Origin of the sequence: Pseudomonas sp. RtIB026 (assembly GCF_016861355.2) — a bacterium.
Lineage (GTDB): Bacteria > Pseudomonadota > Gammaproteobacteria > Pseudomonadales > Pseudomonadaceae > Aquipseudomonas > Aquipseudomonas peradeniyensis.
Genome location: NZ_AP023348.2, coordinates 2,008,151 through 2,023,976, shown reverse-complemented (window position 1 = coordinate 2,023,976; position 15,826 = coordinate 2,008,151). Strand labels below are relative to the sequence as shown.

Below are 15,826 nucleotides of genomic sequence, written 5' to 3'. Positions count from 1 at the left end.
TCAATCTCCTGCGAGCAATAGTTACTTTATAACATATCTCATTGCGAATGATTTTCGATACCCCAATTTTCATTTTTCTCGTCCGCCCCACGCTGGCATAGCGGCGCCCAACCGGGCTATGGTCGGGCTTTGCCCCAGGCCCCTGAGCCTGACCGAGCCATTCGCAAGGACACCGTATGAGCCTGTCACTCCTCAGCCGTTACGCCTTCTTCGCCGCCTGCGTGCTGTTCACCCTCGCCAGCCTGCCGTTCCTCACCCACGACTGGTTGTGGCCGTTCACCCTGACCACCGGGGTGCTCAGCCTGATCGGCGTGTTCGACCTGCTGCAGCAACGCCACGCGGTCCGCCGCAACTACCCGATCCTGGGCAACATCCGCTACCTGGTCGAGGGCATCCGCCCAGAGATCCGCCAGTACCTGCTGGAATCCGACAGCGACGCCCTGCCCTTCTCCCGCGCCCAGCGCTCGCTGGTCTACGCCCGGGCCAAGAACGAAGCCTCGGACAAACCCTTCGGCACCCTGATCGACGTCTACGAGTCGGGCTTCGAGTTCATCGGCCACTCCATGCGCCCGGCGCCGTTGGCCGACCCGGCCAGTTTCCGCGTCAGCGTCGGCGGCCCGCAGTGCACCCAGCCGTACTCGGCATCGATCTTCAACATCTCGGCCATGAGCTTCGGCTCGCTCAGCGCCAACGCCATCCGTGCCCTCAACCAGGGCGCCAAGCTGGGCAACTTCCACCACGACACCGGCGAGGGCAGCATCAGCCCCTACCACCGCGAACACGGCGGCGACCTGGTCTGGGAACTGGGCAGTGGCTACTTCGGCTGCCGCACCGCGGACGGCCGCTTCGACCCCGAGCGTTTCGCCGCCCAGGCGCAGAACCCGCAGGTGCGGATGATCGAGATCAAGATGAGCCAGGGCGCCAAGCCCGGCCATGGCGGCATCCTGCCCAAGCACAAGGTGACCCGGGAAATCGCCGAGACCCGTGGCGTCATGATGGGCGAGGACTGTATCTCGCCCTCACGCCACAGCGCCTTCTCGACCCCGATCGAGATGATGCAGTTCATCGCCCAGTTGCGTGAACTGTCCGGCGGCAAGCCGGTGGGCTTCAAGTTCTGCCTGGGCCACCCGTGGGAATTCATGGGCATCGCCAAGGCCATGCTGGAAACCGGCATCCTGCCCGACTTCATCGTCGTCGACGGCAAGGAAGGCGGCACCGGCGCCGCCCCGGTGGAGTTCACCGACCATATCGGCGTGCCGCTGCGCGAAGGCCTGCTGTTCGTGCACAACACCCTGGTCGGCCTGAACCTGCGCGACAAGATCAAGCTCGGCGCCAGCGGCAAGATCGTCAGCGCCTTCGACATCGCCAGCGTGCTGGCCATCGGCGCCGACTGGGCCAACTCGGCGCGCGGTTTCATGTTCGCCATCGGCTGCATCCAGTCGCAGAGCTGCCACACCAACAAGTGCCCGACCGGCGTGGCCACCCAGGATGCCCTGCGCCAGCGTGCGCTGGTGGTGCCGGACAAGGCCCAGCGAGTGCTCAACTTCCACCACAACACCCTGCGCGCCCTGGCCGAAATGCTCGCCGCCGCGGGCCTGGAGCATCCGGCGCAACTGGAGGCCAAGCACCTGGTGCGGCGGATCTCGGCCACCGAAATCAAGCTGTTCTCGCAGATGCACGTGTTCCTCAAACCGGGCGAGTTGCTGACCGGCGAGGTCAATGGGCAGTTCTATTCGCGGATGTGGCAGCTGGCCCGGGCCGATAGTTTCGAGCCGCATAGCGAGGTGGCGGCCTGATCGATCACAGGGGCCGCTTTGCGGCCCTTTCGCGGCACAAGGCCGCTCCTACAGGGGGACGCATAATCCCTGTAGGAGCGGCCTTGTGCCGCGAAAGGGCTGCGCAGCAGCCCCCGCTATTTCAGCTTGTCAGCGCCTGCGCCTCTTTCGGCGCCAGACGGAAGCTGTAGTACAACGCCGTCAGCAGCACCAGGAACGCCGGGCCGATATACAGGGCCACGCGGGTATCCTCGAAGTACGCCATCAGCCCCACCACCAGCACCAGGAACGCCAGCGCCAGGTACGAGCTCAGCGGCCACAGCCACATGCGGTACTTCAGCGCGTTGCGCTCGGCAGTGCTCAGCCCGGCGCGGAACTTCAGCTGCGCCAAGAGGATCATCACCCAGGTCCAGATCGCGCCGAAGGTGGCGATCGAGGTCACCCAGACGAACACTTTCTCCGGCACCAGGTAGTTGGCCAGCACGCCCAGCAGCAGCGCGGCGATCGACAGCAGCAGCGCGTTGCGCGGCACGCCGTTCTTCGAGGTGCGGGCGAAGGTAGCCGGGGCCTGGCCATTCTGCGCCAGGCTGTAGAGCATGCGCCCGGTGCTGAAGATGCCGCCGTTGCACGACGACAGCGCGGCGGTGATCACCACGAAGTTGATGATGCCGGCGGCGGTCTTGATGCCCAGGCGCTCGAAGGTCATCACGAACGGGCTGCCCTGGCTGCCGATCTCGTTCCACGGGTAGATCGACAGGATCACGAACAGCGCGCCCACGTAGAACAGCAGGATGCGCCAGAACACCGAGCCGATGGCCTGGGGGATGGTCTTCTGCGGGTTGCGCGCTTCGCCGGCGGTCAGGCCGATCATTTCCACACCCAGGTAGGCGAACATCACCATCTGCAGCGACATCAGCACGCCGGTCACGCCATTGGGCATGAAGCCGCCGTTGCTCCACAGGTTGGAAATGCCCATGGCCACGCCGTCGTTACCGAAGCCGAAGGCGATGATGCCGATGCCGCCGAGCACCATGGCAATGATGGTGACGATCTTGATCAGGGCGAACCAGAACTCGAACTCGCCGAACGCCTTGACCGCGATCAGGTTGATCGCGCCCATGCTGCCCAGGGCCATCAGCGCCCAGATCCAGCGCGGCACGTCGGGGAACCAGATGCCCATGTAGATGGCCACCGCGGTGATCTCGGCGACACAGGTCACCAGCCACAGGAACCAGTAGTTCCAGCCCGTGAGGAAGCCCGCCAGGGGGCCGAGGTAGTCCTGCGCGTAGCGGCTGAAGGAGCCTGCCACCGGGTTGTGCACGGCCATCTCGCCGAGGGCGCGCATGATCACCAGGATGGCCAGGCCACCGATGATGTAGGAGAGCATGATGGCGGGGCCGGCCATTTCGATGGCCTTGGCCGAACCCAGGAACAGGCCGACGCCGATACAGGCGCCAAGGGCCATCAGACGGATGTGCCGTTCGCCCAGCTCGCGCTTGAGCGGGCCGCCCTGGACGGACTCGTCGTGGGCAGGATGGTTGCCGACTGGCATAGCAATACAACCTCATTTTGTTATTGGATTTGACCTTCGTGCAGCACCGGCCGCGCCGATAGGCGGGGCGTCGTCTCGCCAGGCCGCCTTGTGGGCGGGCCTGCCCACCGGGCGCGGGGCGTCGGCGGGTCGAAGGGGGCGAGCAGTATAGGAAGCCACTTGCAGGGCTTTTCACTATATACAGTGGGATATTTGGCGAGAATTCTCGGCAAAAAGCCCTTTACCGGAGGGGCATTCTGGCCTCGCTCCGCCCATGCACAGGAATGGGGCAGCTACATTAACAACATTGCCGAAGAATGGAAGTCGCACCAAAGGCGCATGTTCATACGCGATTGCTCGAAGCTTCTTACAAATTTTTCACCAAACTGGGCCAGCGTCTAAGCTTCAGACAAGTAACGCGAAAACACCTGGCCGGACTCAAGACTATGGGCGCACTGTGGCAATCGGAACCAACCGGAACGGAAGCACCCAAAGCACCTCAGGCTGAAGCCCCCTTGCCCAAGACCCCACGTCAGCGCCGCCTGTGGTGGCGCCTGATCCTGCTCATCCTGTTGATCGGGCTGGTCGCGGCGGGCCTTGCCGCTTATGACGAGTTCCAGACCTCACGCCTGCAATCGCGCGAGTTCAGCCGTCTGGCCGGCACCCTCACCTACGCCCTCGAGCCCGGCCCGAGCGATGCCATCGTCTACCCGGGCGAGGGTCCCTTCGACAGGCGCCTGGGCTACAGCGCCCTGGGCGAGTTCCTGCCACGGCTGCTCAAGCGCGACTACCTGATCAACCAGCAGGTGCGTTTCTCCCCGGCGCTGATGAACTACGTCGATCACGGCCTGTTCGTGCCCTACGTGGAGAAGATCCAGGCCGGCCTGTCTATCACCGACTGCCGCGGTGACATGCTCTATCAGTACAACTACCCGCAGCACCTGTACCCGAACTTCGCGGCGATCCCACCGGTGATGGTCAACAGCCTGCTGTTCATCGAGAACCGCGACCTGCTCGACCCGAAAGACCCACAGAACAACCCGGCGGTGGACTGGCCGCGCTTCGCCAAGGCCGCCTACAGCCAGGTGGCCAAGTACCTGGCGCTGCCCGGGCAGTCGGCCGGCGGCAGCACCCTGGCCACCCAGCTGGAGAAGTACCGGCACTCGCCGGACGGGCTGACCGTCTCGGGCGCGGAGAAGATCCGCCAGATGATTTCCGCCAGCGTGCGCGCCTACCAGGGCGGCCCGGACACCACCGAGGCCCGCGAACGCATCGTGCGCGACTACCTCAACAGCGTGCCGCTGTCGGCGGTACCCGGCCACGGCGAGGTGCACGGCATGGCCGAAGGCCTGCGGGTGTGGTACGGCGCCGACTTCGACCAGGTCAACCAGGCCCTCACCTCCACCGCCAGCGATGAAAAGAGCATGGCCGAACGCGGCCTGGCCCTGCGCCAGGTGCTGTCGCTGATGATCGCCCAGCGCCGCCCCTCGCACTACCTGTCCAAGGGCCGCATCGAGCTGGCCGAGCTCACCGATTCGCACATCCGCGTACTCGCCGCCAACGGCATCATCGAGCACCCCCTGGCCGACGCCGCCCTGGCCAGCAAGGCGGTGTACCGCGACTGGGTGGCCCAGCCGACCATCGTGCCGATCATCACCAACAAGGGCATCAGCCTGGCCCGCAACCGCCTGGCGGCCATGCTCAACCGGCCGCTGTACGACCTCGACCGCCTCGACCTGTCGGCCACCAGCACCCTGCAGGCCGACCTGCAAGTGCAGGTCAGCCAGTACCTGAAAAACCTCGCCGACCCGGAGTTCGCCGCACAGATCGGCCTGATCGGCGAACGCCTGCTCACCGCCAAGACCACCGACCAGGTGAGCTACAGCTTCACCCTGTTCGAACGCACCGCCGACGGCTCGCGGGTGCGGGTGCAGACCGACAGCACCAACCAACCCTTCGACATCAACGAAGGCAGCAAGCTAGAACTGGGCTCCACCGCCAAGCTGCGGGTGCTGACCACCTACCTGGAGATCATCGCCGAGCTGCACGACAAGTACGCCGGCAAGCCGGCGGCCGAGCTGAAGAAGGTCCCGGTGGCCGAACTCGACCGCATCACCCAGTGGTCGCTGGAATGGCTGATGCAGAACAGCAAGAACCAGAGCCTGGACGCCATGCTCGACGCCGCGCTCGAACGCAAGTACTCGGCCAACACCGGCGAGGCCTTCTTCACCGGTGGCGGCATGCATGTGTTCAACAACTTCCGCAAGGAAGACAACAACCGCAACCCGACCCTCAAGGATGCCCTGCGCGAGTCGATCAACCTGCCGTTCATTCGCCTGATGCGCGACATCGTGCGCTACGTCACCTACCAGCAGCCGTTCAACCGCGAACCGCTGCTCAGGGACGACAGCGACCCGCGCCGCCAGGAATACCTGGCGCGCTTCGCTGACCGCGAAGGCTCCAACTACACCATGCGCTTCTGGAAGAAATACCAGCGCAAGACCTCGCAGCAGCGCCTGGACACCTTCCTCGACAGCCTGCGCGTAACCCCGCAGCGCCTGGCTGCGGTGCACCGCTACCTGTTCCCCGAGGCCGGCCAGGAGACCTTCAACGCCTTCGTCCGCGCCCACAGCAAGGAAGACAAGAAGGCCATGGCCAAGCTCACCGACGGCCGCCTGGTGGAGATGTACGAAGCCTACGGCCCGGGCAAGTACGACCTGCCCGACCAGGGCTACATCGCCAAGGTCCACCCACTGGACCTGTGGCTGCTCGGCTACCTGCTGAAGAACCCCGGCGCCTCGCTCAAGGACGCCCTCAACGCCAGCCGTTTCGAGCGCCAGGAGGTCTACAGCTGGCTGTTCAAGAGCCGCCACCAGGGCGCCCGCGACAGCCGTATCCGCACCATGGTCGAGATCGAGGCGTTCACCGATATCCACCAGCGCTGGAAGCGCGTCGGCTACCCGTTCGACCATCTGGTGCCGTCGCTGGCCACCGCCATCGGCAGCTCCGGCGACCGCCCGGCGGCGCTGTCCGAACTGGTCGGGATCATCCAGAACGACGGCGTGCGCCTGCCCACGCTGCGCATCGACACCCTGCACTTCGCCCAGAATACCCCCTATGAGACGCAACTGATCAGCGACCCGGACCGTGGCCAGCGGATCCTCCCGGTGGAAGTCGCCCGGGCGCTCAAGGGCGCCATGTCGCAGGTGGTCGACGCCGGTACCGCACGGCGCATCTCCGGCAGCTTCAAGCTGCACGACGGCACCCCGCTGGTGATGGGCGGCAAGACCGGCACCGGCGACAACCGCATCGAAAGCTTCGGCGCCGGCGGCCGGCTGATCGGCTCGCGTTCGCTGAACCGCACCGCGACCTTCGTGTTCTTCCTCGGCGACAACCACTTCGGCACCCTCACCGCGTTCGTCCCGGGGCGCTCGGCCGAAGCGTTCAAGTTCACCTCGGCGCTGCCGGTGCAGGTGCTCAAGGGCATGGCGCCGATCCTCATGCCGTACCTGGAACCGGGTAATCCCACCGCCTGCAAGGCGCCGCAGGTGGCGGGTCAGTCCTGAACAATCAAAAAAATAGATGATAATCATCTGCATTTAACGGCTTGTCTTTAGATATATCTTGAGTAATATCTTGCGATATATCTAAACAGACGGAGCCCTCCCCATGCGCGACCACGACCCCTTCGAACGCCGCCCTGGCCGCGGCGAGCGTGGCCCGCGGGTGTTCGCCCCCGGCGACCTGAAGCTGCTGATGCTGTCGATGCTGGCCGAGCAACCCGGCCACGGCTACGACCTGATCCGCCAGATCGAGACCCTCTTCGACGGCAGCTACAGCCCCAGCCCCGGGGTGATCTACCCCACCCTCAGCTACCTCGAGGAAGCCGAGCTGGTCACCGGCGCCATCCAGGGCAGCAAACGCCTCTATGCCATCACCGCTGCCGGCCGCAGTGCCTTGCAGGAACAGGCCGTCGCCCTCGACGGCGTGCGCATGCGCATCGAGGTGAGCAAGCGCGCCCTGCGCGGCCACGACCGGCCGCCGGAAATCCACGAAGCCGTCGGCAACCTGCGCCACGCGCTGCACATGCACAGCGGCCGCTGGACCAGCGAAGAGATCGAGCGGGTGCGCAACCTGCTCAATGACACCGCCAAGGCCATCGCCTCCGGGCCGGCCACCCCCGTTACGGAGAACACCCCATGAGCGACACTATTCATCGCGTCAATCACGAGATCCGCCAGCGCCGTCTCGAAGTGCTGCGGGTCACCGACCTCACCCCGCGCATGCGCCGCATCACCCTCGGTGGCGCGGAGCTGGCCGGTTTCACCAGTGTCGGCACGGACGACCACATCAAGCTGCTGTTTGCCTGCAGCCCCGAGGAACAACAGGCCATCGACGCGCGCAACCTGGGTCGCGACGGCGGCGCCCGGCCGACCATGCGCGAGTACACACCACGGCGCATCGACCTGGTGAACAACCAGCTGGATATCGATTTCGTCCTGCATGGCGACGGCCCCGCCTCCACCTGGGCAGCCCAGGCCGCGCCCGGCCAGACCTTGGACATCGCCGGCCCGCGGGCCTCGATGGTGGTGCCGGATATCTTCGACAGCTACCTGCTGATCGGCGACGAGACGGCAATCCCGGCCATAGCCCGGCGCCTGGAGGAACTGCCGGCGGGCCGCCAGGTGCTGGCGGTGATCCAGATCGAGGACGAGCAGGAGCGCCAAACGCTGACAAGCAAGGCCCAGGTCGAGGTGATCTGGGTGCGCCGGCACCAGGAGGATGTGTTGGTGCGAGTGAAACACCTGGCGCTGCCTCAAGGCCGGTTGTATGGCTGGGTGGCGCTGGAGAAGGCACTGACCCGCCAGGCCAAGGCGCTGCTGCTGGAGAAAGGCGTGCCCGAGGATGCCCTCAAGGCTGCGGCTTACTGGCGAGCTGACGGTACCGCCGACGACGAATGATCGGGATCTGCACACCCCGGTGTAGGAGCGGCCTTGTGCCGCGAAAGGGCCGCGCAGCGGCCCCCGGGGTCTCAAATTGCTGGGGCCGCTGCGCGGCCCTTTCGCGGCACAAGGCCGCTCCTACAGGGCTGCGCATGATCTGAATGGCGAGGTCGGCAATCTCATGAAGGCCTGCGCCAGCGATCCAACCCCAGCAGTACCAACCCGATCCCCCAGAACCCCGCCAGCACCATCAGGGCATTGCCCAGCACCTGCCCATATCCCAACCGTGCCACATCGATGAACGGATAGGGATAGACCCCGATCTCATGCCCGCGCAACAGCACGAAGGCGAAATACAACGCCGGGTACAACGTCCAGGCCGCCAGGTGCCAGAGCCGCAATCGCCCCTTGGGCACCTCCAGCCACCAGTACAGGAGGAACACCAGCGGCATCACATCGTGCAGCAGTTCGTCCGCCAGCCACTGCCAGCCCTGGGGCTGCCACAGGTGGCGCAGCAACAAGCTGTAGGCCAGCGCCACCAGCAGGATGCTCGCGGCGATGCACGAGCTCACCGCCGGCGACAGGAACCAGCGCCTGGCCGCCGACTCGCGGCCGAACGCGGCCTGGCTGAGCACGGTGGCCACCAGCGTGTTGCTCAACACGGTGAAAAAACAGAACAGGTTGACCAGCCCGCCGATCAGGCTGGCCTGCTCCTGCCAGCGCGCCAGCAGCACCAGGTACAACTGGATCGCCAGGCCGGTCCAGCCGAGGACGGCTGCCAGGGTCAGCCAGGGGCGGCGCGGCATCAGCCTTTGCGCTGCAGCTTCACGTACAGCTGCTCGACCTTTTCCCGTGCCCACGGGGTCTTGCGCAGGAAGGTCAGGCTCGACTTGATGCTTGGATCGCTCTTGAAGCAGCGGATGTCGACGCGCTCGGCCAGGCCCTGCCATTGGTAGTGCGCCACCAGCTCGGTGAGGATCTGCTCGAGGGTCTTGCCGTGCAGCGCGTTGTGATTGGCCGTGCTCATGCCAGTGCTCCAGGTTCGGGAAGGTGCGCACCTTACACGAGTGTAGTGGCATCTACAGCCTCTACCGCTGTGCCCTGTAGGAGCGGCCTTGTGCCGCGAAGGGCTGCAAAGCAGCCCCGACGACATAGGTCATGGCCAAGATCCTGGGGCCGCTTTGCGGCCCTTTCGCGGCGCAAGGCCGCTCCTACTGGGTAAACGCGTCACCACATAAAGTGCTGGCCAGTGGCAAACAGCTTGTGATGAAATGTTATAAAGTAACCACTAACAATTCTGCCAAGGAACGCCACATCCCCATGCGTCACATGCCGCTGCACCTCTCCCCCCTTGCCGTCGCGCTCTGGCTGGCCTCCACCTCCAGCCAGGCCGTGGAGCTGCAACCCCAGGTGATCACCGCCAACCCGCTGGGCAACGCCCAGCTGGCCGCACCCAGCACCGTCCTCGAGGGCGACGACCTGCTGCAGCAGCAACACGGCAGCCTCGGGGAAACCCTCAACAAACAGCCCGGCGTTGCCTCCACCTGGTTTGGCCCCGGTGCCAGCCGCCCGGTGATCCGCGGCCTGGACGGCGACCGTATTCGAATCCTGCGCAACGGCGTCGGCGCCCTGGACGCCTCGTCGCTGTCCTATGACCACGCCGTGCCACTGGACCCGGTGACCGTCGAACGGGTCGAGATCGTCCGCGGCCCTGCCGCGCTGCTGTATGGCGGCAACGCCATCGGCGGCGTGGTCAACACCTTCGACAATCGCATCCCCGACTCGCCCATCGACGGCATCCATGGCGCGGGCGAGCTGCGCTACGGCGGCGCCGACACCACCCGCAGCAGTGCCGGCAAGCTTGAGGCCGGCAACGGCGCCTTCGCCCTGCACCTGGACGCCAACAGCCGCCAGTTCAACGACCTGCGCATCCCCGGCTACGCCCGCAGTTCGAAAGTCCGCGATGCCGACGAGCCCGGCAGCAAGCATCGCCTGAAAAACAGCGACGGCCGTCAGGACGGCGGTGCGATCGGCGGCTCCTACCACTGGGACCACGGCTATACCGGCCTGTCCTACAGCCGCTACGACAGCAACTACGGCTCGGTGGCCGAGCCCGGCGTGCGCCTGGACATGCAGCAGGACCACTACGGCTTCGCCTCGGAACTGCGCGACCTCGACGGGCCGTTCAGTTCGGTCAAGGTCGATGCCGGCTACACCGACTACCAGCACCGCGAAATCGAAAGCGGCGAGGTGCACACCACCTTCAAGAACAAGGGCTACGAGGCGCGCATCGAGGCCCGTCACCAGCCGCTGGGCCCGGTCGAGGGCGTGATCGGCGCCCAGGTCAGCCGCAACGAGTTCTCCGCGCTGGGCGAGGAAGCCTTTGTCCCGCACACCGACACCGACAGCCTGGCGCTGTTCCTGCTCGAACAATGGCAGGCCAGCGAACGGCTCAACCTGAGTCTGGGCGCGCGCCTGGAGCACACCCGGGTCGATCCGGACGCCAAGGGCAACGAGAACTTCGCCGGGGCCGACAGCGCCAGCAGCTTCAACGCCTTCAGCCTGTCCTCGGGCGCGGTGTACCAGCTCGACCCGATCTGGTCGCTGGCCGCCAACCTCGGCTATACCGAGCGCGCGCCGACCTTCTACGAGCTGTACGCCAACGGTGCCCACGTGGCCACCGGCGCCTACGAGATCGGCGATCCGAACCTGAACAAGGAAAAGGCCATCTCCACCGACCTGGCCCTGCGCTTTGACAACGGCACCCACAAGGGCAGCGTCGGCGTGTTCTACAGCCACTTTCGCAACTACATCGGCCTGATCGGCACCGGCAACCTGCGTGAAGGCCATGATCACGGCCACGACGATCATGACCACGATCACGACCATGATCACGGCGATATCCCCGAGTATGCCTACCAGGGCGTGCGAGCACGCTTCTACGGCATCGAGGCCCAGGATCGCTGGCAACTGCTGGAAAACCGCTACGGCAGCTTCGCCCTGGAACTGTCCGGCGACTACACCCGGGCCAAGAACCTCGACAGCGGCGAGCCGCTGCCGCGCATCGCGCCGCTGCGCCTGAACAGTGGCCTGGTCTGGGAGCTGGACCGCTGGCAGGCGCGGGTCGATGTGCAGCACGCCGCGTCACAGCACCGCAAGCCGGCCAACGAAACCAGCACCGATGGATACACCACCCTCGGCGCCAGCCTGGGCTATCGCTTCGACATCGGCCAGAGTGAATGGCTGGCCTTCGTGCGCGGCGAGAACCTCACCGACCAGACCGTGCGCTATGCCAGCTCGATCCTGCGCGATATCGCGCCGGCGCCGGGGCGCAGTGTGCAGGTGGGACTGCGCACTTCCTTCTAAGGCTCCTCTGTGGGAGCGGGTTTACCCGCGAATGCGTTAGTGGATTCAACATTGCATTCGCGGGTAAACCCGCTCCCACAGTGGCCCCTGTACCTCGAACTGTTACCTAGTGAGCAACAATCCCCTGCGACATTTTGTCTTTTTTTCTTACAACTTCCCCTATATCCTCCCTGCCGCAAGCTGAATCGCTTCACTCGATCCCCAACGCAGTCATTTCCCTTCGAAGATCTCGCACTTCGTTGCGCTTGCCGTTTCCTCAACAATCAAAAGATAGCGCTATCTCATGCTCCAGCTGCCCAATACCCGCTACTCCGGCCTCGCCCTCGCCACCCTGCTCGGCGCCCTGTCCCCCACCACCAGCGCCAGCGAGATGTTCGCCAAGGACTCGCCGTGGATGCTCGGCGACTGGGGCGGCACCCGCAGCGAGCTGCTGGAAAAAGGCTATGACTTCACCCTCGGCTACACCGGCGAGATGGGCAGCAACCTGCACGGCGGCTACAGCCACGACCGCGCTGCGCGCTACAGCGACCAGTTCACCTTCGGCGTGAACATGGACCTGCAAAAGATCCTTGGCTGGCACGACACCGAGTTCCAGCTGACCGTCACCGAGCGCCATGGCGACAACATCAGCAACGATCGCATCAACGACCCGCGTGTCGGTGGCTTCACCTCGGCGCAGGAAGTCTGGGGCCGTGGCGAGACCTGGCGACTGACCCAGATGTGGATCAAGCAGAAGTACTTCGATGGCGCGCTGGACGTGAAATTCGGCCGCTTCGGCGAAGGCGAGGACTTCAACAGCTTCCCCTGCGACTTCCAGAACCTGGCGTTCTGCGGCTCGCAGGTGGGCAACTGGGTCGGTGGCATCTGGTACAACTGGCCGGTCAGCCAGTGGGCCCTGCGCGTGCGCTACAACCTGAACGACGAACTCTACGCCCAGGTCGGCGTGTTCGAGCAGAACCCCTCCAACCTCGAGAGCGGCAACGGCTTCAAGCTCAGCGGCAGCGGCACCCAAGGCGCGGTGATGCCGGTCGAACTGGTCTGGAGCCCGCGGGTCAATGGCCTGAAAGGGGAATATCGCGCCGGCTACTACTACAGTAATGCCAAGGCACAGGATGTACTCAAGGACAGCAACGGCACGCCAGCCGCCATCAGCGGCGCCGCCTACCGCAGCAGCTCGAGCAAGCATGGCCTGTGGCTGGGCGCCCAGCAGCAGGTGACCGCGCTGGCCTCGGACCAGTCGCGCGGCCTGAGCCTGTTCGCCAATGCCACGGTGCACGACAAGAAGACCAATGCCATCGACAACTATGTGCAGGCAGGTGTGGTTTACAAGGGGCCCTTCGATGCCCGCGCCAAGGACGACATCGGATTCGCCCTGGCCCGCGTGCACGTCAATCCCGGCTACCGCAAGAACGCCCGCCTCATCAACCAGGCCAACGGCCTGGACGACTACGACAACCCCGGCTTCCTGCCCGTGCAGGACACCGAGTACAGCGCCGAACTCTATTACGGCATCCACCTGGCCGACTGGCTCACCGTGCGCCCGAACCTGCAGTACATCCGCCATCCGGGCGGAGTGTCGCGGGTCGACGACGCCCTGATCGGCGGCCTGAAGATCCAGAGCAGTTTCTAACCCGACCCTTTCACACTACGGAGAACAGACGATGAGCACTGACGGTGCCAAGAATGGAACCCGCTGGCTACCGCGCCTGATGGGCGTATTGCTGCTGCTGATGGGCCTGGCCCTGCTGGCCGGCGGCATCAAGCTGAGCCAGCTGGGTGGCTCGCTTTACTACCTGATTGCCGGCATCGGCTTCGCCTTGTCCGGCATCCTGCTGCTGGCCAAGCGCCGTATCGCCTTGGGCCTGTATGGCCTGGTGCTGCTGGGCAGCACCGCCTGGGCGCTGCTGGAAGTCGGTCTGGACTGGTGGCAACTGGTGCCGCGCCTGGCCATCTGGTTCGCCATCGGCGTGGTCCTGCTGCTGCCGTGGGCGCGCCGCCCGCTGGTCGGCCCCGCGTCGAAGGTCAACACCGCCCTGCTCAGCGTCGCCGTGGTCGCCTCCGGCGCCACCGCCGTGGCCAGTCAGTTCACCCACCCGGGCGAGATCCGTGGCGAGTTCACCCGCGACAACAGCGAGATGGGCAGCGCCGCCCCGGCCATGCCGGACGGTGAATGGCAGGCCTACGGCCGCACCGAACACGGCGACCGCTACTCGCCGCTGCGCCAGATCACCCCGCAGAACGCCTACCGCCTGGAAGAGGCCTGGCGCATCCGCACCGGTGACCTGCCGAGCGAAAACGACCCGGTGGAGCTGACCAACCAGAACACCCCGCTGAAGGTCAACGGCATGCTCTATGCGTGCACCGCCCACAGCCGCCTGCTGGCCCTGGACCCGGACACCGGCGCCGAGATCTGGCGCTACGACCCGCAGGTCAAGAGCCCCACCGGCACCTTCAAGGGCTTCGCCCACATGACCTGCCGCGGCGTCTCGTACTACGACGAGAACAGCTACGTCAGCCGTGACGGCAGCCCCGCGCCGAAGATCACCGACGCAGGCCAGGCCGTGGCCCAGGCCTGCCCGCGCCGCCTCTACCTGCCCACCGCCGACGCCCGCCTGATCGCCATCAACGCCGACACCGGCAAGGTCTGCGAAGGCTTCGCCAACCAGGGCGTGATCGACCTGACCCGCGGCATCGGCCCGTTCACCGCCGGTGGCTACTACTCCACCTCGCCGGCGGCGATCACCCGTAGCCTGGTGATCATCGGTGGCCACGTCACCGACAACGAGTCGACCAACGAGCCGTCCGGCGTGATCCGCGCCTACGACGTGCACGACGGCCACCTGGTGTGGAACTGGGACAGCAACAACCCGGACGACACCAAGCCCCTGGCCGACGGGAAAATGTACAGCCGCAACTCGGCCAACATGTGGTCGATCGCCAGCGTCGATGAAGACCTCGGCATGATCTACCTGCCGCTGGGCAACCAGACCCCCGACCAGTGGGGCGCCGACCGCACTCCCGGCGCCGAGAAATACAGCGCCGGCATCGTCGCCCTGGACCTGGCCACCGGCAAGGCGCGCTGGAACTACCAGTTCACCCACCACGACCTGTGGGACATGGACGTTGGCAGCCAGCCGACCCTGGTTCACCTGAAGACCGACGACGGCGTCAAGCCGGCGGTCATCGTGCCGACCAAGCAAGGCAGCCTGTACGTGCTCGACCGCCGCGACGGCACGCCGATCGTGCCGATCCGCGAGATCCCGGTACCGCAGGGCGCCGTGAAAGGCGACCACACCGCGCCGACCCAGGCCCGCTCCGACCTCAACCTGCTCGGCCCCGAGCTGACCGAACAGGCCATGTGGGGCGCCACGCCGTTCGACCAGATGCTCTGCCGCATCCAGTTCCGCAGCCTGCGCTACGAAGGCCAGTACACCCCGCCGTCCGAGCAGGGCAGCCTGGTCTACCCGGGCAACGTCGGCGTGTTCAACTGGGGCAGCGTGTCGGTCGACCCGGTGCGCCAGATCCTCTTCACCTCGCCGAACTACATGGCCTTCGTGTCGAAGATGATCCCGCGTGAGCAGGTAGCCGAAGGCAGCAAGCGCGAAAGCGAGACCAGCGGCGTGCAGCCGAACGCCGGCGCGCCATACGCGGTAACCATGCACCCGTTCATGTCGCCGCTGGGCATCCCGTGCCAGGCGCCAGCCTGGGGCTATGTGGCGGCCATCGACCTGTTCACCAACAAGGTGGTGTGGAAGCACAAGAACGGCACCACCCGCGACAGCACCCCGGTGCCGATCGGTATGCCGGTGGGCGTGCCGAGCATGGGTGGCTCGATCGTCACCGCCGGTGGCGTGGGCTTCCTCAGCGGCACCCTGGACCAGTACCTGCGCGCCTATGACGTGAAGAACGGCCAGGAGCTGTGGAAGGGCCGCCTGCCGGCAGGCGGCCAGGCCACGCCGATGACCTACACCGGCAAGGACGGCAAGCAGTACGTGCTGGTGACCGCCGGCGGCCATGGCTCGCTGGGCACCCGCATGGGTGATTACATCATCGCTTACAAATTGGCTGAGTAAGCCAGCCCCGTCTGGCAAGCAGCCCTGTAGGAGCGGCCTTGTGCCGCGAAAGGCCGCAGAGCGGCCCCGGTTATCAACGCAGATGCAAAGATTGCCGGGGCCGCTCTGCGGCCCTTTCGCGGCACAAGGCCGCTCCTA

General features: G+C 65.7%; 10 protein-coding genes. 7 read left to right on the top strand and 3 right to left on the bottom strand.

The genetic code is table 11. The features are described from left to right. Window positions 1-176 precede the first annotated feature (176 nt). Window positions 177-1,796 carry an FMN-binding glutamate synthase family protein gene (locus tag PRtIB026_RS09130; RefSeq protein WP_203647776.1) on the top strand — a complete coding sequence of 540 codons (1,620 nt, stop codon included), beginning with the start codon at window positions 177-179 and terminating at the stop codon, window positions 1,794-1,796. Window positions 1,797-1,917: 121 nt separating this feature from the next. Here the strand turns inward: PRtIB026_RS09130 and PRtIB026_RS09125 are convergent, their stop codons facing one another. Further along, complete coding sequence (locus tag PRtIB026_RS09125) at window positions 1,918-3,327, bottom strand: amino acid permease (protein WP_203647777.1); 1,410 nt, start codon at window positions 3,325-3,327, stop codon at window positions 1,918-1,920. Between the two features lie 425 nt (window positions 3,328-3,752). On the opposite strand from PRtIB026_RS09125, the gene PRtIB026_RS09120 reads away from it, so the two are divergent. The 3 genes from PRtIB026_RS09120 to PRtIB026_RS09110 all read left to right on the top strand — a co-directional run bounded on the left by PRtIB026_RS09120 (window position 3,753) and on the right by PRtIB026_RS09110 (window position 8,267). After that, a complete protein-coding gene (locus PRtIB026_RS09120; protein WP_203647778.1) occupies window positions 3,753-6,872 on the top strand; it encodes a transglycosylase domain-containing protein in 3,120 nt (1,039 codons plus the stop codon). 103 nt (window positions 6,873-6,975) lie between these two features. After that, window positions 6,976-7,509 (top strand): PadR family transcriptional regulator, encoded by a 534-nt coding sequence (locus tag PRtIB026_RS09115; RefSeq protein ID WP_203647779.1) that lies wholly within the window; start codon window positions 6,976-6,978, stop codon window positions 7,507-7,509. Next, on the top strand, window positions 7,506-8,267 hold the full coding sequence (locus tag PRtIB026_RS09110) for a siderophore-interacting protein (RefSeq protein ID WP_203647780.1): 762 nt from the start codon (window positions 7,506-7,508) through the stop codon (window positions 8,265-8,267). Before PRtIB026_RS09115 ends, PRtIB026_RS09110 begins: the two co-directional genes overlap by 4 nt. 161 nt (window positions 8,268-8,428) lie before the next feature. Here PRtIB026_RS09110 and PRtIB026_RS09105 read toward each other — a convergent pair whose 3' ends face one another. Both PRtIB026_RS09105 and PRtIB026_RS09100 read right to left on the bottom strand, forming a co-directional pair. Next, window positions 8,429-9,055: a Pr6Pr family membrane protein gene (locus PRtIB026_RS09105; protein ID WP_203647781.1), complete on the bottom strand. Its 627-nt coding sequence runs from the start codon at window positions 9,053-9,055 to the stop codon at window positions 8,429-8,431. Then, window positions 9,055-9,276, bottom strand: a complete 222-nt coding sequence (locus PRtIB026_RS09100; protein ID WP_028690109.1) for a VF530 family DNA-binding protein — start codon at window positions 9,274-9,276, stop codon at window positions 9,055-9,057. Before PRtIB026_RS09100 ends, PRtIB026_RS09105 begins: the two co-directional genes overlap by 1 nt. Window positions 9,277-9,569: 293 nt before the next feature. Here PRtIB026_RS09100 and PRtIB026_RS09095 point away from each other — a divergent pair, with 293 nt between their 5' ends. The 3 genes from PRtIB026_RS09095 to PRtIB026_RS09085 all read left to right on the top strand — a co-directional run bounded on the left by PRtIB026_RS09095 (window position 9,570) and on the right by PRtIB026_RS09085 (window position 15,688). Then, entirely contained in the window at window positions 9,570-11,615 is a 2,046-nt protein-coding gene (locus PRtIB026_RS09095; RefSeq protein WP_203647782.1) for a TonB-dependent receptor, read from the top strand. Between the two features lie 283 nt (window positions 11,616-11,898). Beyond that, the gene (locus tag PRtIB026_RS09090) at window positions 11,899-13,245 is read left to right on the top strand and encodes a carbohydrate porin (RefSeq protein WP_203647783.1); all 1,347 of its coding nucleotides are present in this window, start codon (window positions 11,899-11,901) and stop codon (window positions 13,243-13,245) included. Between the two features lie 31 nt (window positions 13,246-13,276). After that, on the top strand, window positions 13,277-15,688 hold the full coding sequence (locus tag PRtIB026_RS09085; RefSeq protein ID WP_203647784.1) for a glucose/quinate/shikimate family membrane-bound PQQ-dependent dehydrogenase: 2,412 nt from the start codon (window positions 13,277-13,279) through the stop codon (window positions 15,686-15,688). Window positions 15,689-15,826 lie beyond the last annotated feature (138 nt).